Here is a 19,382-nt window from a genome sequence, read left to right as displayed (position 1 = left end):
GAGCCCTGATGGGTACGGCATTCGGGATCGAATTCCCGAACTGGTGTCAGATCAGTCCGTACAGGCGCGCGATACGCATCGCGGTTCGGCGGTCCGGGGCGTTGAGCTTTGCGCTCACGCGCTGAAACCGGTAGTCCACGATCTTTGGCTTGATGCCCAAAGCGGCTGCGACCATCTTGCTGGTGTGACCTGCCGCTTCGTGACGCAGCAACTCGATCTCGTCGTGCGTGATGTTTGACCTCTCGAGCAGGTCGTCGCGCAGGGCACGCAGCAACCATTCGTGGAGTTCCATCGCGAGCGCCCGCGCGACGATCCTGATCATTTCGTAGTCGGTGCCGCTGAAGCGGTCCGGATTCCTCGAGCCGAGGACCAACACGCCAAACCGAGCGCCGCCGAAGCAGGTGGGGGCGGGGACAACGACGGTCGAAGCGAAGCCGAGGGCCACCGACCGTCCGATGAACTCTTGCTCGCCTGAACGCACGCGTAGCTCTTCATTGCGGATCGGCGTCTGGCTATCGAGAGCGTGTCTGAGCCACGGGTCATGGTCGTGCCAGTCGACGCGGGAGTACTCGAGCGCCCATCGCGGATCGCAGGCGAGCAGTGACCTGATGGACGTTCGAGTGGCATCGTCCTTGATCGCGCTAAGGAACACGCCGGAGTCGGCCCCGATTTGACGCACTGCATGCCAGAACAACTCAACGGCTGCCTGCTCGCTGGCTGCCGTGGCGATGCCGGGCAGTAGGCTGAGTACCCCCAGGGAGTCAGCTGGCACGGTTGGCAGCGCCTCCTGGCCGAGCGGATCAGCCGTGTCCGGCGAAGATTTCATGGCCGCGGCGGCGCAGGAGATCGCACAGCAGTGGATCGTCGAAGCGGGTGGGCTCGATGTCGCACCATTGGTCGAACGTCGACCTGTCTTCGAAGCGCATGGCATGCGAGGTCCGCGGACCGGTCGGCGGGCAGCAGCGCTTCTCGATGAACAGTCCGGTTGGCGTTTGAGCGATGGCGAACGCGACAGTGCCGCTGCATGAGATGAGGACGCAGGTTCCCTGGCCACCGGTCTTCAGTAGACCGACATGCCAGTCGGCCACATCCTGTCGATGCCGCTGGTCGCGCAGTGCGAGCCGCTTTGCTCCCAGATTTCGAGGCCCGTCGATGGGGTCAAGCTTGCGGTGGAGGGCGCGAAATGCAGCGCTGCGCCGTGCGCCGTTGCTGGCAGCAATGTCGTCTGAGTCCATCCCCTTCTCCTGTGGCACGCCGGAATGCACTGCGCTCTTTGTCGCGTTGCAGCAGCGGATGAAACGCCCCCGGACGAATTGCAGAACGTTGTCGCTGCCGTGTCTAGCCACGCGCATCGTCGACCGAACGGTTGCGAGGTTGCTGCGCGAGCTTTTGTCTATGTCTCTCAGCGTCCCACAGAGCCAGTTCGGCCGAACGTTTATCCCGTGGTCGCGTTCGGTTGGTCGAGCGGATAGGGTATTCACTGAATAGGTTCCTTCAGAAATTTCCCGCGCTCAGTCGTCCGGTGGAAAACGTGGGGTGCACGAATCGCCCCAGATTTACGAACTGTTTCCATGCGATCCCTATCGCGGGCGCGTTGTTGATTCCATTGAGTCTGCGCGTTATTGTTTGTCGCGCTGATGGGGATGGAAATGATCGTCTTCGTGCAACGTGAGCCGCGGCCAGATGCTCCGTACTGGTCGGGCCGCCGATGGCTTGCAGCGCTCGACGCGGTGGCTTGGCCGCTTGCTGGGGCGATGCTTGTGCTTCAAATACCCGGGGCGGGCAGAGGCGCTGGCATGGTCATCTTCGTGGCCGCACTGTTTGCCTTGTTCAGGCTCTGTGGCGCGCTTTTTGCGAACCATCGGTATTGGTTCACTACCTGGTGGGTGGCACGTGCGGCGGCACTTCTATTTCTGGTCGGCTTGGTGATGAAGCTGGCCTTTTGGGTGGCCGCCGGTCACTGAGCTGCTCTTGGCCGTGCCGCGAGCCAGGCGTCGATGTCGGCCTTGTGCCAGCCGACAGCCCGCGGCGTCAGTTGCACCGCACACGGGAACTGGCCCTGGGCGATGAGGCGGTAGATGGTCGAGCGGCCGAGTCCGGTTCGTTGACGGACCTTCGGCAGCCTCAGCGTGTCTGATGGGTCGGGGGTGGGTTCCGGTGCAGTGACGCGCAGCCTTGGATCGCTCATGACGAACTCCTTCTGGTGGGTTCACCGAGCGTAGGTCTCGCTGCACGGCGTGCGACGGCGGTATTCAAGGGTGAATCCCCGTCTCACGGCGGCGCGGCAGTTCTGTCAATACCGGTGCGACGGCAGTCCAGCATGTGGACCGGCTGGCGGCACCCTTGCAGCCCCGGCTTCAAACGGGATGGGCGCCCGCCCATCTCTCGTACTTCCTCGTGGCCGTGTAGACGCCCGCGTGAATCATCGAGGCGCTTTGAGCCTGGCTGCTAGCTTCTCAACAATCAGAACAACAAGCTGTCGGTCCGCCTCGGACAAACCGGCGAGCAAGCTATCCGTGGAATCAGCCTTGGCTACCGGTGCCGCTTCTACGAAGAACGTCTCGACCCCGCATCCGAACAAGTCGGCCAACGCAAACAGCTTGCCGACGCTCACGCCGTTTATGCCGCGTTCGATGCGTGAGAACGCTTCCTTACCGATTTCAAGGTGAGCAGAAACCTGTTCCTGGGTGTAGCCGGCAGCCTTCCGCTTCTTTGCAATCGTCCTCCCAAACCTCTTGTTGATTACGTCTTCCGACTGCACCGCTGGCTCTCCAGTTTGAAGCAGCGGGGATGCTGGACGGCGGCGTCAATTGGCGTAACACATCAAAAGGTTGACACTGAAGGCGCGCATTCAAAAAATCAACTAAATTAGTTGAGTCTGCGTGGCTTGGTTGTCAAAACTAGACCGCACTGACGGTGTTCGAGTCTAGGAGTGACACGATGAACAATGTCGGAGATAGGGCGAAATATTGGCTGAGCCGGCCGCTGTGCAAGCGCTACTCGGTGGCTACCTTCAGTGCCGCTTCGCGACTGCAGGTTGTGGGCTCTGTCGCGCCAAGCCGAACGATTTGGTGGGCGCTCGGAACGTTGATCAACGGAGATTGCGAGATCCTGGGCGCTTGGAATTCGAACGACGATGGCGCAATCCCGGCGGAAGTGTTCGGTGGTCTCTACGACCGTGGCGTCGAGTACATCACCTACGCCTCTGGCGACTTGGCGGCTTCGCAGTCCGCGTTCAATGCTGCTTATCCCCGCGCAGTTCTGTTGCCGTCCATCGAGCAGTCGCTCGCCGTTGCGCTGGCCTCGGTGCGGTCAGCCCATCGTACAGTTATGTCCGGGCTGCTTCGAGCCGCGGCGGCCCGTCCCGCTGAACCGGTTGTGGCCGCACTGCCCGGTATTTCAAGCGCTGACTGGCGTGAAAGATACCCACGGATCCTGGAGCAGTGGGATGAAGCAGTAGCAGGATTTCAGCCGCTCTTTGCGCTGCCCGAACCGTATCGGCAGCTGGTCCGTTCGGTCGACCGAACCGCTATTGAGGTGCATGAGCGTTTGATGCGAGCGGTATTTCGACATGGCCCATTCGTCGACTCGTGCGAAGCGTTCGAGTTTGTCGCTGCGGCGCTTCAACGCGTCGACCAGCGGCTCTATCGTGAGCTTGAGGCGAGGCGGCTTGCGCGCGACGCGTGCGTATCGCTGTCCGGCCGAGTTGCGCCGGCATCGGGTGGTGCCCTAGGCACACCTGTGCTGGCCTAACGGGTATTGCCATGAAGATCGACTGGCTGAAGCTATTCTCCGATGCCAAGGCCGCGCTGGTCAGGCGCGGCCGTACCGAGGCGGACGCAGAGGACTATCTGCAGGACGCCTACCTCCGTGTGACCGACTACGCCAAGGCGAACCACGTCGACAATCTGCAGGGGCTCTTCATGACAACGGCGATGAACATCTCCATCGACCATCATCGTGAACGCGAAAGCCGCGGCGAGGTGGAGCAACTGGAGAACGTGGTGCTGGTGGACCCCATGCCGAGCGTTGAAGACGCGGTCCTCAGCCGTGAGCAGTCCAGGCGTCTGGAAGTCTGCATGGCCCGCCTCGACGACCGCTGCCGGACGATGGTCTATGAGCACCGCATGGAAGGCCTGAGCTACGAGCAGATTGCCGCCCGGCACAAGCTGCACATCAGTACGGTGCAGCACATCGTCTCCAAGGGCATGTTTCGGGTGGCGAGCTGGATGCAGGGTTGGTACCCATGAGCCTTCGCGACTCCGGGCAGGCGCGTCAAAGCCCTGACGACAAGCCGAGGGTGACGCCAGAGATCGCCGCCGAAGCGGCGGTGTGGATCACGGCGCTGCATGGGCCCGATCGAGATCGGAAGATGGAGGACGCATTCCGCGAATGGCAGAAGCGGTCTCCAGCGCACCGCGAGGCTTTCGAGAAGACGACCGACGTCTGGGAGGCGATTCCGCGGTCGAAAGGCGCGCGTGAGTTCATGCGGGCCAAGGAACTTCGTGAGGCGGCCCCGCCTCGCCGCAGTACCAGCTGGCGGTGGATGGCGCCTGCTTGCCTGGCTGTCTTGGCCGTTGGGGGGGTGATGCTTGTCCAGCAGTGGCGGGAGCAGGGCGTCTACGCCACGGCCGTTGGGGAGCAGCGGTCCATCCTGCTCGACGATGGCTCTCGGATGCTGCTCAACACGGACACGCACCTGCGGGTCGACTTCGACGCCAAGCGGCGCACGGTGGAGGTCCGGGGCGGCGAGGCGTTGTTCGAGGTCGCCAAGGACCCTGGGCGTCCGTTCGTCGTGCGCGTCGCGGGCAGCGAGGTGATCGCCGTCGGCACGGCCTTCTCCGTGCGCTTCGTCGATGGGCCCAAGCGGGAAGACGCCGTCGTGGTGACGCTTATCGAGGGGCAGGTGAACGTCCGGCCGACGGTTGGGGGGGGGGATGCGCTGGCCCCGAAGCAAGCCGTCACGCTCAAGCCTGGAGATCGCCTGACGCTTGACCACCGGCCGAGCGCGAACGCGCCTGCCGTGGAATCGAAGTTAGATCGACCGGATATCGAACGCGCGATGGCCTGGAAGCACAACGAGATCGCGTTCCAGGCCACGCCGCTGGCGGCCGCCATCGACGAGATCAACCGCTACAGCCGAACACAAATCACGTTGTCAAAGGGCATGGGGCTGGAACAGCTCGACGTCAGCGGTGTCTTCAAGACGGGAGACAGCGTCGCTTTTGCCAATGCTGTCGCGATGTTGCACGGCTTGAAGGTCCGTGAAGTCGATGGACGACTGGAGCTGGAAAAAGGCGGCTAGGGGAAGCACTGCCCATTTTTCTCTCGACAAACCCGTCATCTAGTTGTCACTCCGACGACAACATAGAAAGGGTACGAGATGCTCACAAAGCCAAAAGCCAAGAGTCGCCGACCAGCGCGCTGGCTCCCTGTTCCGGTCGCCATCTCCCTGTTCATGGGCTACGGGTTTGTCGAGGCTGCCGAGCCCTCAGTTTGGACTCGCTACCAGATCGAGCAGCCTTCCCAGGACATGGGCGACGCCCTGCGCGCAATTGCGCGTGTCACCGGCGTGCCATTGGTGTTCGATTCAAGGATCGTCTCGGGTCACACTGCCAAGGCCGTCTCGGGTCGCCTCTCCGGTGCAGAGGCCATCGCCGCAGCCGTGAAAGACTCCGGGCTCGAGTCCGTGGTGTCGCCCGAGGGCGTCGTGGTGGTGAAGCGGGCGGCCAAGCCCGCTGCCGCGTCGGCGCCTGCGGCGGACAGCGCGCCCGCCTTGCTTCGCACCGGTATTGCAGCATCGCAGTCCGCCGGGGTGCAGGCGTCGGCCGACGAAGACGTGGCGGGCAAGCCAACGTCGGCGCCGACGGGACAGCCCGGGACGGGCGAGCAACCCAGGGTCGAGTCCTTCACCCGCGTCGAAGTCACCGGCTCGCGTCTTCGACGCTTGGAGGCCGAAGGGCCGGCGCCCGTGAATGTCTACACCGGCAAGGACATCGAGAAGAGTGGCCAGCCCAATCTGCAGATGTTCCTGGCTAGCCTGACGGAGTCGTCGGCATCAGCCGGGGAGGGGGCTTTCAGCAGAACGGCGGGACAGGCCACGGTGCAACTGCGCGGCCTCCCACTGGGATCCACGCTGGTGCTGGTCAACGGCCGGAAGGTCCAGGCGGTCGGTTCAAGCACGGGCAGCGTTTTCAACCTGAACCTGATCCCGCTGGCAGCCATCGAGCGTGTTGAAGTCGTGCCGTCCGGGTCATCCGCCGTTTACGGCGGAGACGCGCTGGCAGGCGTGGTCAATGTCATCATGAAGAAGTCCATGAACGGCCAGTCGTTGTCTGCCCGGCTCGGTTCGGGCCGCGGGTTCGGGGACGGCAGCATCTCCCTGGCCGTCGGTGGTCACAACGCCGATGGCAACTATCTGCTGGTCGGTGCGTTCAGCCGTGCCACGCCGCTGACGATGCAGGACCGGGATTTCTTCAAGAACGTGGACTACCGCGGCATTGGCGGCAGCGATGGGCGGCTGCCTTACTGCACGCCAGGCACCGTCAGCAGCTTGAGCGGCAATCTGCCGGGCCTGACCTCCAGCACGGCGGCGATCCCGCAGGTCGCACCGGGGAAGGCGCTGACGGTCGCCGACTTCCAGGCGACAGCCGGTACGAGCAATCTCTGCAATCTCTACGCGACCGGCGGCGGCTCCGTGCTGTTCCACGGCACGCAGACCTTCAGCCTGCACTCGCTCGCCGAGCAACGCCTCTGGGACAACTGGACGGCATTCGGTGAAGTCATGTTCACGAATCACCGCCTGGAAGGGCCGGGCCGGGGCATCCTTCTCAGCAGCGTCACTGTACCTGCGGCCAACCTCTTCAATCCCTTTGGCGCGGACGTCAAGGTGACGTCCGCGCTGGGCGCAGAAAACGGTGATGTGTCGAGCCTTCGCCGCGGCTCCTTCACCCGCGTCGTGGCCGGTGTGAAGGGCGACCTCGGTGGAGACTGGGATGCGGAGGTGACCGCCTCGACCAGCAGTGACCATGGGACGGTCGTCGCGATGAACCAGTTCGTCGACCGCCCGGCTTTGGCTGCGGCGCTGGCGTCGACCAACCCAGCAACCTCGTTCAACCCCTTCACGGCCGGACGCGCCGCGAACGACGCCGTCCTGGATGCCATCCTGAGCGACGATTCACGACGCGACCGGGGACGCAAGGATCAGCTCAGTGCCGTCGCGCGTGGCAGCGTGGGCCAGCTTTGGGCAGGCCCGGTGGATGCGGTCGTCGGCGCTGAGGCTGCCCGCGACTGGTACGACATGGTCGTCACCGGTACCGATCTGCACGGCAGCCGCCGTAGCTCCGCGGTGTACGGGGAACTGCGCGCCCCGCTCCTGGCCGCTGCGGAAGAAGGCTCGCGTGGCTGGAACTTGGCGGCCGTCACGGTGGCTGGGCGCCGGGACCGTTACAGCGATTTCGGCTCTGCGAGCACCTTCCAGGGAGGGCTGGAAGTCCGGCCGGTACGCGACGTCCTCATCCGGGCGTGCGCGGCCGGCTCTTTCAAGCCGCCGACACTGTTGCAGACCAACGTCCCGGACCTCTTGAGCAACGCCGTCGACTACGGCCTGGTCGATCCCGCACGCAATGGCGAGGCTCTCAGTTCCGGAACCGTCGTGCGAACGACCAATAAGGCTTTGCAGCCCGAGAAAGGCCTGGCCCAGAGCATCGGTGCCGTGTGGGAGCCGGAGGGCGGGTTGGGCACGCGAGTCAGCGCCACCTACTGGCGGCTCAAGATCCGGTCGATGATCGCCGTCCTGCCCACACAGACGGCACTGAACTACGAGGCCTTGTTCCCCGGCTTTGTGACGCGAGGGCCGTCGGTGAACGGTCAGCCGGGCGTCGTGACCAGCATCAAGTCCACCGAAGTCAACTTCGGTCGGCTGGACACGGCGGGCATGGACGTCGACGTGGCCTACGGATGGAAGACGTCGCTCGGCCGGCTGACCGCTGCGATGGGCGCTACACGATTCAACGATTACCGCGTCCAGCTGGCGCCGGGCGCGCCTACGGTTGATCGTCTCGGACGCCGGTTCACGGATTTCTGGGCTCCTCAGTGGAAGGGGCGGGTGTCGGTGGGCCTGGACGAGGGGGCGTGGAGCGTCGGTCTGACGAGCCGCTATCTGGGCGGCTATCGGGACGCAGGCACCAGCGACAGGAAGCTTGGCGACTGGTGGATCCATGATGTCGCTGCGACCGTCAATCTCAAGAAGCTGTGGCCTCAATGGCTGACGGCCTTCTCTGCGGGCACGCTGGGTGTCAGCGTCGCCAACCTGACCAATCGGCAACCGCAGTACGTCTCCGGCGTGCCGAACTACGACATCACGCAAGCCGACTGGCGTGGCCGCTACGGCTCCGTGCGGCTCTCGCTGGACTGGTAGCCCCCCGTTGGCCCGGGTCAGGCGTCCGCGCCAGCCCGGGCTCCTTTTCTTCCTCGTGCTGTCTGCCCGCCGGGCGGAGGGCCGCGTATTTCCGGAAATGATCATGCGACTTTTTTGGCTCGCGTTTGCGAGCGCACTCCTTGCAGGGGGCGGCTCCGCCGCCTTCGCACAGACATCGGCGGGGCCTTCGGTCCGCGATCTCGTGGAATTCACGAAGATCGTCCAGCCGAGACACCGGACCGCCGAAGCCCTGCGACGGCAGGTGTCGCCGGACGGAACCCGTGCGTTCATCGTCGTCCGCAGGGGCAACGTGTCCACGGACAGGAACCACTACGAGATCCAGTTGCTGACGCTGAAGCCTGAGGCGCTGACGGCAGCGCGGCCGCCGACGCCCGAGACCGTGTTCGCCTTCGACTCGGACCAGGACAACTACGAGGAAGACCAGGCGGTCCAGCAGGTTCGATGGCTCGACGATCGTTCGCTGTCGTTCCTGGGGCGAGTCCAGGATGGCTTCAACCAGGCCTACCGGCTGGACCTGCAGACCGGGGTGCTCACGCGGCTCACGCAGGAAGCTGCGCCTGTCGTGTCCTTCGAGATCTCGAAGGACGGGCGGCGCATGGTCTATGCGGTGCAGGTGCCCAATCCGCCAATGCAGAACGGGGCACGCAGCATCGTCATTGGCAACCAGTCTTTCTGGACGGTTCGCTGGGGCCAGCAGCGGCTGCAGTCACAACTGCGCAAGTACCGATTCTTCGTCGCGGACCTGGACACGTCCGCCAAGCCAAGGCCGCTGGGGGAGCCTTTTTTCGAGGCCAACATCGCCAAGCCGACGGCCAACATCTCCCCGGACGGTCGCTGGGCCGTGCTGCCGCGTTTTGAACCCGACCGGACAGAGGGCTGGAGCCGCGTCTACCCACTTGTGCAGGAGTTCGTCACCCGCTTCGCACAAACCATCTCCGAGGACCCGCTGCACTATTACTCGGCGGCTCTCGTTCGGACCTCACGTCGCATGACGGCGTGGAGACTGGACGACGGCAAGGAGCAGTCGATCCTTGACGCGCCGGATGACGCCCTGCCAGGGTTCATCCAATACCGCACAGACCGTCTCTGGCAGGGCGGCGGTGCCTCCGTGATCCTGACGGGCACCCATCTGCCCCTCGATCCGGATGGTGCGACGTCGCGCGCATCCCATGTCATCGAATACTGGCCCGACACCGGTCGCTGGCAAGTGGTGGCCAGGATGTCCGGGCGTGTGATGTCTGCGCAAGCCACGACCAACGGCTTTGTCGTGGTCGATGGCGACAAGCGTCGCCGGTTTCAGCGTGTCGAGACCGCCGGATGGCGCGAAGTGCCGGACGCGATGCCACTGGCGGAGGATGCAGGCTCTGGCTGGTCGTTGCGGATTGCCCAGTCGCTGAACGAGCCGCCGGACGTTTTTGCCCAGGGGCCGAAGGGGCAGTCCATCCGCATGACGCACCTCAATCCGCAATTCCGCACGGCGACCTGGGGTGTGATGAAGCCGTACGCCTGGCGCGACGCCCAAGGTCGCGAGTGGCATGGCGGATACATGAGACCGGACCAAGGCGCTCCACGGGGCAAGCTGCCGCTGGTCATCCAGACCTACACCTACGAACCCGAGACGTTCTACCTTGACGGTCCGAACTTCACCAGCGGCTTCACCAGTGCCTATCCAGGTCGCGCCTTGCTGCGCGAAGGCATCATGGTGCTGGCCATGAATTTCCGGCCTGAGGGCGCCGAAGCGCTCAAGGCAGATGGTCAATCGAAGCTATCGCAGTTCTACGACGGCGTGCGCGCGGCCGTGAACACCCTCGTCAAGGATGGGCTGGTCGACCCGGACAAGGTTGGCATCATCGGATTCAGCACCACGGGTGAGATGACGCTGAACCTGCTGACCTTCTCGGATCTCAAGATTCGGGCGGCAACGCTGGCAGACGGGGACACCAACACCCTGTTCAACTATTCGGTTGCCTATGGGGTCGAGGCCTGGAACCAGATGGAGCGGATGAATCGCGGCCTGCCGTACGGGCCCAGCCGGGCCGAGTGGCTTCGCAACGACCCGTCCATGAACACTGACTGCATCCGCGCGGCGGTCCGGATCGAGTCCTATGGCGTCCCTGTCTACGGCAACTACGACACGTACGCGCTGTTGCGGCGCCAGTTCAAGCCGGTCGAGATGGTGCTGATCCCCGGCGGCGCCCATTCGTTGTCGATGCCCAGTGAACGGATGATTTCGCTGCAAGGTAACTTGGACTGGTACAGCTTCTGGCTCGCCGGTGGCGAACGCACCACGCCCATGCTGGCGGGGGAGACGTCGATGTCCCTGAAGGCCCAGTACGCCAGCTGGCGTCAGATGCGAGCGATGAAGGCTGACCACGATGCCAAGCCCCGTTGTGAACGGGAACCCAGTCGGGGATAGCCTCACTCACTCCTACCGGTCTGCTGTCGCCACAGCTGGGCGTAAAGGCCTTGCCGGGCAAGCAATTCGTCGTGACGGCCGCGCTCCCGGACCCGGCCGTCCTCGAGCACGACGATCTGGTCGGCGTGCATCACCGTCGACAGCCGATGCGCAATGAACAGCGTCGTGCAGCCGGCGGTCAGGGCTCGAAGCGAGCGTAGGACGGCGTCTTCGGTCTTGCTGTCGAGCATGGACGTGGGCTCGTCCAGCACGTAGATCGAGGGGCGCCTCAACAGCGCACGGGCGATGGCCAGACGCTGCCGCTCACCGCCGGACAGGGTTTGGCCGCGCTCTCCGAGCATCGAGTCGTAGCCCATGGGCAGCGCGGCGATCGCCTGATGGATCTGTGCGCGCGTTGCGGCAGTCTCCACGTCCTGGCGGGTTGCTGCCGGCACGCCCAGCGCGATGTTGCCGGCGACCGTGGCGTGCAGCAGGCCCGCGTCCTGCGGCACGAGCGCCACCATGGCGCGCAGCTCGGCCATCGCAAACGCCTCGATGGGGCGCCCGTCAACGAGGATGCGGCCTGCCTGCGGCCTGTACAGCCGCATCAGAAGGCGGGCCAGCGACGATTTTCCGGAGCCGCTTCGTCCCACGATGGCCGTCGTGCGGCCGGCGGGGATGTCCAGATCAAGGCTCTGAATGACCGGCCTTCCAGGCACGTAACAGAAATGCAGATTCTCGAAACGAATCGGCGGCGGGTTGCATGGCGATGAGCACGCGACGGGGGCGGGCGTCTGCGCAGATGCTTGCGTCTCCGGGGGCTCAGCGAGGATCTTCAGCACCGGCTGCATGAACCCGAGGGCGCGTGACAGCTCTCTGGCGGAAATGCCCATGGATTCCAGCGGCCGCACGGTCTGCAGCATGTACACGCTCGCGAGCACGAAGCCGCCCACTGTCATGCTGCCTTTGGCCACTGCATCTATCGTGATCGCGAAGCTTGCCATCAGCGTCAGTGCGAGAACCATGGAGGCTGCAAGCGCGTTCTGGGCGGCCAATCGGTGAAATCCGGTCCACCGCTGGACCAGCAGCGACAGGGCGCTCTGCAGGCTCGTCTGCGCCTGATCGGCGGCGCCGAAGCAGCGCAGCGTTTCGGCGTGCGCAATGCCGTCGTTGAGCTGGGCCTGGACCTCAAGGCTTGCGGTGGAAAGTGCCGCGATCGCGGGTAGCTGCCGTTGGATCCCCCGCACGAACACGGCCAGGTACAACACAGCTGTCGCGACGAACAAAGCCACGAGTCGAGGCTCGTCGAGCTGGGCCAGGATCACGGTCATCAACGCAAGCTCGATCAGCACCGGTGCGATGCTTGTCGTGAGATGGGAGCTGATGGACCGGGCGCTGGCGGCCGCGAGTTCCACGCTGTGAAGGAGCTCGCCACCGCGCTGATTCACCAGATAGGCCATGGGCAGGCGTTGCAGATGGGCAAAGAAGCGTTGATGCAGGTTGGCCGACAAGCGCTGTTCGACCTTGCTGGCAAGCAGCGTTCGGACGTCGGCTGCCAGACGACCACTGATCAGTGCGATCACGTAGATTGCAGCCGGCAGCAGCCTGTAGGCGTCGTTGACACCGGGCCTGCTGCCGCTCATGTAGACGCAATGGCCGGGAGCTTGAAGCACTGAATTCCAGCGCTCGTCGATGTCGAGCGCCAGCTGCAGCCGCTTCGCCGCGTTCGCTTGTGCTTCGTCAGCAACATTCCAGCTGAACGCGATGTAGCGAAACATGGGGTGCTTCTCCGCCTCACACGACGAGGATGGGCCGATAGGCGCGGACGTGGTCGTGGCTGTCGTTGAGAACGACAGGTCCACTTTGCACCCATGAGTGCGCGCCGAAGGGGTGGGTCTTGACGCCGATGACCCATGCCGGATAGATGCTCCTTTTTGCGAGGAAGCTGACGAGCGTCAGCGAGTCGCGGAGGCACTGGTCATGGGCAGTGATGAGGAAGGGCCGCATCCTGAGGTATGACGACACGTGGGCTGAGAGTTCGTCCAGGCCGACCGCGGCGCCAGAGATTGATCCTCGTTGACGCAGACGCCTGACGCTCTCCGCAATCTCGGCGAGGTCACGGCACTTGAGCCAGTACGTGGCGACAGACGCCGCAGTGGCGAGATGAAGCAGGTCTCTCCACGTGGGAGCCTGCGGTGGCTGTATCGCGTCGGTTTGCAGCGTCATGAGCGGATCCTCTAAACGGGGATCCTGTTGGGTCGTAGCCGCTGCGTCCGCAAGCATCCGTTGCTGGCGCAGCCTACTGATCCAGACTTCGGTGGACGAGCTCTGCGATGAGATCCCGACCTCGGCGCCGACGTTGCCAGGGCTGCTGGCAGGCCAGTCGACGATGTGCTCGGCAAGGGCCGAGAGCTGTGTACCGCTGACGCCCAGGTACTTTGTGCGTTGCAAGTCCAGAAGGACGACCTGGTCATCGATGCGGCAGGCGCGAACATGGTCCGCCAGGCGATAACGCAATCGTTGGTTGGCGCAGTGCGGCATGGCGGTTCCGTGAGGTCGTAGCGTGCTGGCGGTGGTGGCGTGCAGCGGCCTACTGCACGCCACGAGCCGGGATTACGGCTTCACGTAGGGCGCGGCCTCATTGACCTCGCCGCGGATGCCTTCGGTGAGGCCCTTGGTCTCCTCCTTGGCGTCGCCCAGTTCGACGATTTCCAGTTGCGGTGCTTCGTTCATGACGATCTCCTTCAGTTGAGTTGAGAACACATTTGCCGTCGGTGTCACCTCGGGCCAGCCAAAGATAGAGACGTCGAACTTCTGCCCAAAGAACTTTTTGAGGCGCCTGTTTTGCGTTCGGCTGACTGAGACTGGTCAGGCGCCTCGCCGCTGCTAGCGATCCGACGAATCAGCGGTCATGTTTCGCGTTCAGAAGCATGGGCTGTCTGTTCGGAATGCCAGTTATGTTTTTGGCTGGCCGAACGAAATCGCAGATGTTGAAAATTAGGGGGGGAAATTTTCGGCACCTACTCGTCATTGAGTCATGGATCAGTCCATCTTCAACGGCGAGCGGGCTCGGGTTTGGCACGTCAGCTGGCAGCTGACACTGGGCCGCGACCTGCTGCGTTGGCCTTCGCTGGCCGAACGAATCGTGAATCGACTGATCTCCGCGCATGACGCGGTGGGACGCGAGCTGCTGTTCTACTTGGTGCTGCCCAGAGAGATCCATGTGATCTCCAGGTTGCCCGCAGGTGATCCGCCGTCATCGCTCGCCGTCGGCGTGGCCAACGTGATCGGCAAGTGGGTTCGTCAGGCGGACGGCCAGGTGGGGCCGGTGTTCGTCGCGCCGTTCAGGGCAGAGGCAATCGGCGGAATCGAGTCTTTGTGCGGTGACATTCGCATGTTGGCCTGGAGGCCCGTGTCGACCGGTCTACGCGATGCTCCGACGAACTATGCCTACGGTGCCTTGAGAACGCTGGTTGGCCTGAGCCTGCCAGGTGGATTTCGTACAGCCCCGCTGTTTGATTTGCTGGGCGGCACAGTGCCGCAAGACCGTGCACTGATCCGGCGTGTGATCGCAGAGCCACCGACGGAGCTTGACGTGTTGCAGTGGGAGTTGACCAAAGACTTGGTGTCTGCGAGGGGCTCGCTTGGGCCCGACGGCATGATGACGAGGCATGTGCAGGGCGCAGCGGCGGCTCTTGTTGCTGCCAGCAAGGACAAGAGCATCGACGGCGCGCTCAGAATCTTGGTGCGCTGGGTTGAGGTCAAGCTGGGGCTGCAGGGCGGGCACTGCTTGTCGTCCAACGGCGGGCCCCAAGGCGCGCGGGGGAGGGCCTTAGTTGCCGGCCTTGCTTTGCGGTCGGGCCTGTGTTCCGCATCGTCGGTTGCTCGCCATTTTGGTCGGGCGAAGGCGACGCTCAGCGAGCAGATGACCGCGAGCGGCGCGCGCGCAGCTGATCAGTCGATTCTTTCGATTCCCATGGAACAGATCGCCCGGGAAGCGATCGCGATCGCGATCGCGATGCATGCGAAGGACGGGAGTGCAGGTTAGGAAATTTCTGCAGCTAGGGAGCCGCGCTGCAGTGGACCAGGCGTTCTAAAGAACTTGCGGCAGCGTTTCCTGCCAGCTCAAGGCTGCGAATGCTCGAAGCGCAATCCATCAAGGCGCCAGTGTGCGGGCCTGACATCCCTGACCTCGGTCGCACGCAGCCTGTCCTCGGGCACCAGATCCAACGCGCTGTTGGCCGGCGCGGCGAGCGTTGCATCGGACAGGTTGAAATCGTCCGGCTGCATGGCAGGGTTGCCCTTGGCGAAGTCGAAGGCCTTGAACAGAATCTCGGCGCGCGAGCAAGGGCACTGGTGGCGGGGCTCGCTGTTCGGTCGGGGCTCTGTCCCGCGGCATCTGTGGCACGCCATTTCAGCCGTGCCAGAGCGACTCTATGCGAGCAGATGGCGGCGTCTCGGCAGAGGGAGGAGGATCGGCAGCTGCTCGGGACACCGATTCAGTTGATCCTGGACGATCTCAAAAGGTTGTCGACGCGTGCGGCGCGGTAGAGCCGGCGGACTTCATCTCGTGAAAACGCCTAGCGATCCAAATGAGCAGCATCGACCTACGGTGCTCATAATTTGGGCACAACGAGCTGAACATCAGCGGAGGCCATCGATGGCGACGAAAAAGATCGTTCCCCTGTCTTGGGAGGAGCTGGATCCGAACTATGAAAATCGCGTCGGCTACGACGCAGACTTTCTGCCGATCCGAGTGCCCCTTCCGAAGCTGAGCGAGGAGCTCAAGACGACGGCGACCCTCGGTGTGTTGCCCTACGAACACTTCTCGGTGTTGCTTCATCCCGTCCGGAAGTTCGCGTTCTGGACCGCTGTAAACATCGACGGCGCTTCTGATCGTCGGCTCGGGACTCGCGCTGCTGACAAGTGGTGGACCGATGACAGGGACGACAAGGCGTTCAAGCCCTTCCAGGTCACCAACGCGTTCTACAAGAATTCAGGATTCGAGCGAGGTCACTTGGTACGGCGGCTGGACCCTGCATGGGGTGTCGACGACGAAGAGGCGGCGAGGGGCGAGGCTGACTCGTTTCATTTTTCGAACTGCACGCCCCAGGTGCCGAAGCTGAACAAGCAGTGGTGGGCGAAGGTCGAGAACCATGTCTTGGACACGGCAAACGCCAACAACCAGCAGATCAGCGTGTTCTCCGGCTGCCTCTTCACGAAAGGCGATCCGAAGTACAAGGGCGTGAAGATCCCGCTGGCCTATTGGAAGGTGGTGGCTTGGACCGTGGGCAAGTCCAAGCCGAAGCTGCGATCACTGGCCTTCTTCATCAAGCAAGACGAAGCCGTGGCCGAGCTGATCAAAGCGAAGGGCGTGCAGCCGCTGTCAGTCGACTTGGGCACCGTGCCGGAGCCGATACAGGGATACCAAACCACGGTCGCTGAACTGGAAGCCAAGACGGGTCTGACGTTCGGGAAGCTGGCAGGTGAAGACGTCGACGTCTACGCCGCCAAGCGGGCGACCCGGCTTTCGCCACTGACTTTCAACGCCGTCGACACGTACCGGCGACTGCGCCGCCCCAGCGACCTCATCACGGGATGACCATGCCAGCACCCATTGATCCCATCGTTGCCCGTGCTGCGGAGCGCGGCGAGCGCGTAGGTGTGCTCGTGCTGGTGGACAAACCGTCCAGGCAGGGACCGGTTCCGCTGTCGTTGGACGCCAATCTCCGAACGCTGAGCGAACGAGTCCAGGAAGTGCGACACAAGGCCAAGGATCTGCTGCACGACCCGTCAGCACGGTCAAGCAGAAGTGCGGCCGGCCTTCAACCGCTCTCCATGGATGGCAACGACATTGAGCGCGGCGGTGTGCTGCTGGAAAACCTTGGTGCCGTGATGGCGGCGATCGATCCAGCGGATCTGTCGAAGATCAGCGAAGTGGGCGGTGTGCGCAAGGTGATCCCGATGCCGCACTTTCTTCCATTGATCGTTCCGATGCAGTACCGGGTGGCGGCCCCCGCGGACTTGATTGACGGGCCTGCCAAATCGCTGCTGCGGATCGGGATTCCAAAGTTCTGGGACGCTGATCTCTGGGGTGCGGGCACGACGATCGGGCACTTCGACACCGGCATCAATGCCAGTCATCCGATCTTTGCTGAACTGCGCAGCGGCAAGCGTCTGCGATACGCCGCCTTCGGCGCCGACGGCAACAGGATCTCGCGAGCTCGACCTCGTGACGACCATCCTGAGCACCACGGCACCCACACGGCCGGCACATTGGTCGGCGCTGGTGTCGACGGCTTTCAGGCGGGCATAGCGCCCAAGGCCAAGCTGGTCAGCGTTCAGATTTTTCCTGGCGGGGTGCGTTCACAAGGCGACCAAGACCAGATCGTCGTCAATGCACTGAACTGGATCGTCGGTGAACGACCACACGTGCTCAACCTGAGCTTTGGCGACTCGAAGTACAACGACTCTTACCTTGGCATCATCGGTGAGTTGATCGACCAGAACATTGCCGTGGTCGCGGCCGTAGGCAATGGCGGTGTCGACAAGTCTTCGAGCCCAGGCAATTATGGAAGCGTGATTGCGGTTGGTGCGGTCGATGCAAAGGGCCGGGTTTGCCCATTCAGCGGCAGCGGCAAAGTTAAGAAAAACGCGCGACCGGACGTCTGCGCCCCGGGCATGAATATCCTCTCCGCAGGCCGGGGCGAGGACTTTGCCGTATCAACCGGCACATCGATGGCCGCGCCTCATGTCGCTGGCGTCCTTGCCCTGTTGCGCGAGAGGGCCCCCGATCTCACGCCAGCACAGCTGAAGGACCTGCTGAAGAAGCACGCGCGGGTCCCCAGTGACTGGGATGTGTCACGGGGAGGCGCAGGCATCGTGGATGGTCGTGCGCTGCTTGCTGCCGTATAGTCGGCATATGCCTAAAACCGTCGCCGCGGCAGCCCTGTCCGGTACCTCAGGTACCGGGACGGCAGTCGCGCGCAAGCGTACCAAGGCAGCCGCTACGTCAGCGCCAACCAAGACGGTCAGCGCCAAGCAGATCGATCCTAAGGTGCGGAGTGCCATCAAGAAGGGTGGCACCGCCCCGTTGATGGTCATGGTCAAGCTTGACACCAAGCGGTCCACTTTCAGCCAATTGCCTGTGACCAACCGGCCGGGCAGCGCGCGTGAGCGCGCCTTCAACGAAGAAGTGGCGGCAGAAGTCCAGCGCAGCGCTTCGAACGGCCAATACCGGATCGTGTCGACCGCGGCCAATATCGGCGTGGCCACCTTGGAAGCCTCTGCAGGCATCGTTCGCGACCTGCTGAGTTCCAGCAAGGTCGCCGGGATGAAGCTCAAGGTCTAGTTGGCGCCGCGCTTTGGGCGGTTGAGCAACTGATTCCTCGACACGAGGACCCCGTTTAGAGCGCCGGGATTGTGAGAGCCTGCTGCGCAGGTGCGCTGCAAAGGCCACCATGCTGGGGGTTGAGCGTTCGTCAAAGGAGGGCGTGACATGCGTACCTTCGCCTCGCGACCGTCTTCCGTGGGGCGCCACGTCGCGGGAAAGATCGCCGCCGCCTACCGCGATTCATGACGACGCCGGTGTCCGATCTTCGCAACTGCCGGCGCGGATCCAACCGTCTACGAGTGGGCTGGAAACGACGCGGTGAAGGTCCAGAGGGTGAGCGCAACTGCGCTATCGAACTGAAGTCCCGCCTGGAACGGTTGCCGGTGGCGTCCATCGACGACCCACGACATCCCGAGACAGCTCCTCACCGGTATCCCCCTGGGTATCCCCCTGGAGAGAAAAAGCGAGCCACAACGGAAAACGGCTTAGCTGCCGAAGCTGCTAAGCCGTTGATTCTCTTCTTGTTTTTGGTCGGGACGGCGGGATTCGAACTCGCGACCCCTTGCACCCCATGCAAGTGCGCTACCAGGCTGCGCTACGCCCCGACTGAGCCCAAAAGTATAACCCAAGATTCCCGAGTCAATTTACGAAATCGGCAATCTTTCAGAGCAGGCCGGCCCGGATCGCCAGCAACTCGGCGCGGATCTGCTGCAGCGACGTGATCGGCTCGACGGCCAGCACCGGCAGCGTGATCGACGCCTCTGCGGCCTTCAGCGGCTGGGCGTGCGATGCCACGAGGCGTGCCGCCGGTGCATGGGCCAGTTCGGGGGGCGCGTCGAGATCGTCATCGGTGTCCAGCGCGTCGTCGTCCATGGCTTCGAGGGCCTGGGCGGCTTCGGCCTCGTCGCGGAAGTTCTGCGCCGCGGCGGGCGGCAGACCTTCACTGAGCTGGTTGCGCGCGCCGCTGATCGTGAAGCCCTGGTCGTAGAGCAGGTCGCGGATGCGGCGGATCAGCAGCACCTCGTGGTGCTGGTAATAGCGCCGGTTGCCGCGCCGCTTCATGGGCTTGAGCTGGGTGAACTCCTGCTCCCAGTAGCGCAGCACATAAGGCTTCACGCCGCAAAGATCACTGACCTCACCGATGGTGAAGTAGCGTTTGGCGGGGATGGCGGGAAGCGCCTTTTCCATTGCAAATCAACAGGTTCGCGAGGGGA

19 protein-coding genes and 1 tRNA gene are annotated in these 19,382 nt (G+C 63.6%); 10 read left to right on the top strand and 10 right to left on the bottom strand.

From position 1 onward, the window contains the following. Positions 1-46: 46 nt before the first annotated feature. Together NYP07_RS09635 and NYP07_RS09630 are read right to left on the bottom strand one after the other, a co-directional pair. Positions 47-826 (bottom strand): helix-turn-helix transcriptional regulator, encoded by a 780-nt coding sequence (locus NYP07_RS09635; RefSeq protein ID WP_268149770.1) that lies wholly within the window; start codon positions 824-826, stop codon positions 47-49. After that, on the bottom strand, positions 801-1,235 hold the full coding sequence (locus tag NYP07_RS09630; RefSeq protein WP_268149768.1) for a hypothetical protein: 435 nt from the start codon (positions 1,233-1,235) through the stop codon (positions 801-803). Before NYP07_RS09630 ends, NYP07_RS09635 begins: the two co-directional genes overlap by 26 nt. Before the next feature lie 387 nt (positions 1,236-1,622). Between NYP07_RS09630 and NYP07_RS09625 the strand changes: the two genes are divergently transcribed. Then, positions 1,623-1,964, top strand: a complete 342-nt coding sequence (locus NYP07_RS09625) for a hypothetical protein (protein WP_268149766.1) — start codon at positions 1,623-1,625, stop codon at positions 1,962-1,964. Here the strand turns inward: NYP07_RS09625 and NYP07_RS09620 are convergent. Together NYP07_RS09620 and NYP07_RS09615 are read right to left on the bottom strand one after the other, a co-directional pair. Further along, positions 1,958-2,188 carry a helix-turn-helix transcriptional regulator gene (locus NYP07_RS09620; protein ID WP_268149764.1) on the bottom strand — a complete coding sequence of 77 codons (231 nt, stop codon included), beginning with the start codon at positions 2,186-2,188 and terminating at the stop codon, positions 1,958-1,960. The genes NYP07_RS09625 and NYP07_RS09620 overlap by 7 nt on opposite strands. 234 nt (positions 2,189-2,422) lie before the next feature. Continuing rightward, on the bottom strand, positions 2,423-2,761 hold the full coding sequence (locus NYP07_RS09615) for a helix-turn-helix domain-containing protein (protein WP_268149762.1): 339 nt from the start codon (positions 2,759-2,761) through the stop codon (positions 2,423-2,425). 179 nt (positions 2,762-2,940) lie between these two features. On the opposite strand from NYP07_RS09615, the gene NYP07_RS09610 reads away from it, so the two are divergent. The 5 genes from NYP07_RS09610 (at position 2,941) to NYP07_RS24045 (ending at position 10,856) form a co-directional block, all read left to right on the top strand. Beyond that, positions 2,941-3,753: a transposase gene (locus NYP07_RS09610; protein WP_268149760.1), complete on the top strand. Its 813-nt coding sequence runs from the start codon at positions 2,941-2,943 to the stop codon at positions 3,751-3,753. Between the two features lie 11 nt (positions 3,754-3,764). Then, positions 3,765-4,250 (top strand): RNA polymerase sigma factor, encoded by a 486-nt coding sequence (locus tag NYP07_RS09605; protein WP_268149758.1) that lies wholly within the window; start codon positions 3,765-3,767, stop codon positions 4,248-4,250. Then, positions 4,247-5,305: a FecR family protein gene (locus NYP07_RS09600; protein WP_268149756.1), complete on the top strand. Its 1,059-nt coding sequence runs from the start codon at positions 4,247-4,249 to the stop codon at positions 5,303-5,305. Before NYP07_RS09605 ends, NYP07_RS09600 begins: the two co-directional genes overlap by 4 nt. A 78-nt stretch (positions 5,306-5,383) precedes the next feature. After that, positions 5,384-8,419: a TonB-dependent receptor plug domain-containing protein gene (locus tag NYP07_RS09595; protein ID WP_268149754.1), complete on the top strand. Its 3,036-nt coding sequence runs from the start codon at positions 5,384-5,386 to the stop codon at positions 8,417-8,419. A gap of 202 nt (positions 8,420-8,621) precedes the next feature. Next, complete coding sequence (locus tag NYP07_RS24045) at positions 8,622-10,856, top strand: prolyl oligopeptidase family serine peptidase (RefSeq protein WP_268149752.1); 2,235 nt, start codon at positions 8,622-8,624, stop codon at positions 10,854-10,856. Between the two features lie 2 nt (positions 10,857-10,858). Here NYP07_RS24045 and NYP07_RS09585 read toward each other — a convergent pair whose 3' ends face one another. From NYP07_RS09585 to NYP07_RS24040, 3 genes are all read right to left on the bottom strand, one after another. Continuing rightward, a complete protein-coding gene (locus tag NYP07_RS09585; protein ID WP_268149750.1) occupies positions 10,859-12,613 on the bottom strand; it encodes an ABC transporter ATP-binding protein in 1,755 nt (584 codons plus the stop codon). 16 nt (positions 12,614-12,629) lie between these two features. Then, complete coding sequence (locus NYP07_RS09580) at positions 12,630-13,376, bottom strand: lasso peptide biosynthesis B2 protein (RefSeq protein WP_268149748.1); 747 nt, start codon at positions 13,374-13,376, stop codon at positions 12,630-12,632. Positions 13,377-13,448: 72 nt separating this feature from the next. Continuing rightward, positions 13,449-13,568: a rubrivinodin family lasso peptide gene (locus tag NYP07_RS24040; protein ID WP_338091310.1), complete on the bottom strand. Its 120-nt coding sequence runs from the start codon at positions 13,566-13,568 to the stop codon at positions 13,449-13,451. Between the two features lie 304 nt (positions 13,569-13,872). On the opposite strand from NYP07_RS24040, the gene NYP07_RS09575 reads away from it, so the two are divergent. Next, a complete protein-coding gene (locus NYP07_RS09575; RefSeq protein WP_268149746.1) occupies positions 13,873-14,883 on the top strand; it encodes a hypothetical protein in 1,011 nt (336 codons plus the stop codon). Positions 14,884-14,960: 77 nt separating this feature from the next. Here the strand turns inward: NYP07_RS09575 and NYP07_RS09570 are convergent, their stop codons facing one another. Then, positions 14,961-15,125: a hypothetical protein gene (locus tag NYP07_RS09570; protein WP_268149744.1), complete on the bottom strand. Its 165-nt coding sequence runs from the start codon at positions 15,123-15,125 to the stop codon at positions 14,961-14,963. 370 nt (positions 15,126-15,495) lie between these two features. Here NYP07_RS09570 and NYP07_RS09565 point away from each other — a divergent pair, with 370 nt between their 5' ends. From NYP07_RS09565 to NYP07_RS09555, 3 genes are read left to right on the top strand one after another with little or no spacing between them, the layout of a single operon-like run. Continuing rightward, entirely contained in the window at positions 15,496-16,437 is a 942-nt protein-coding gene (locus NYP07_RS09565) for a DNA/RNA non-specific endonuclease (protein ID WP_268149742.1), read from the top strand. A 2-nt stretch (positions 16,438-16,439) separates the two neighbouring features. Beyond that, positions 16,440-17,750 carry a S8 family peptidase gene (locus NYP07_RS09560; RefSeq protein WP_268149740.1) on the top strand — a complete coding sequence of 437 codons (1,311 nt, stop codon included), beginning with the start codon at positions 16,440-16,442 and terminating at the stop codon, positions 17,748-17,750. 7 nt (positions 17,751-17,757) lie between these two features. Then, positions 17,758-18,186 (top strand): hypothetical protein, encoded by a 429-nt coding sequence (locus NYP07_RS09555; protein ID WP_268149738.1) that lies wholly within the window; start codon positions 17,758-17,760, stop codon positions 18,184-18,186. Positions 18,187-18,696: 510 nt separating this feature from the next. On the opposite strand, the gene NYP07_RS09550 is transcribed toward NYP07_RS09555, so the two are convergent. After that, a tRNA-Pro gene (locus NYP07_RS09550) sits at positions 18,697-18,773 on the bottom strand. A 58-nt stretch (positions 18,774-18,831) separates the two neighbouring features. Further along, positions 18,832-19,356: a MerR family transcriptional regulator gene (locus NYP07_RS09545; RefSeq protein ID WP_268149736.1), complete on the bottom strand. Its 525-nt coding sequence runs from the start codon at positions 19,354-19,356 to the stop codon at positions 18,832-18,834. Positions 19,357-19,382: the final 26 nt, after the last annotated feature.

The organism is Pelomonas aquatica, from assembly GCF_026712205.1.
Lineage (GTDB): Bacteria > Pseudomonadota > Gammaproteobacteria > Burkholderiales > Burkholderiaceae_C > Pelomonas > Pelomonas aquatica.
This window is presented reverse-complemented; position numbering and strand designations above follow the sequence as displayed.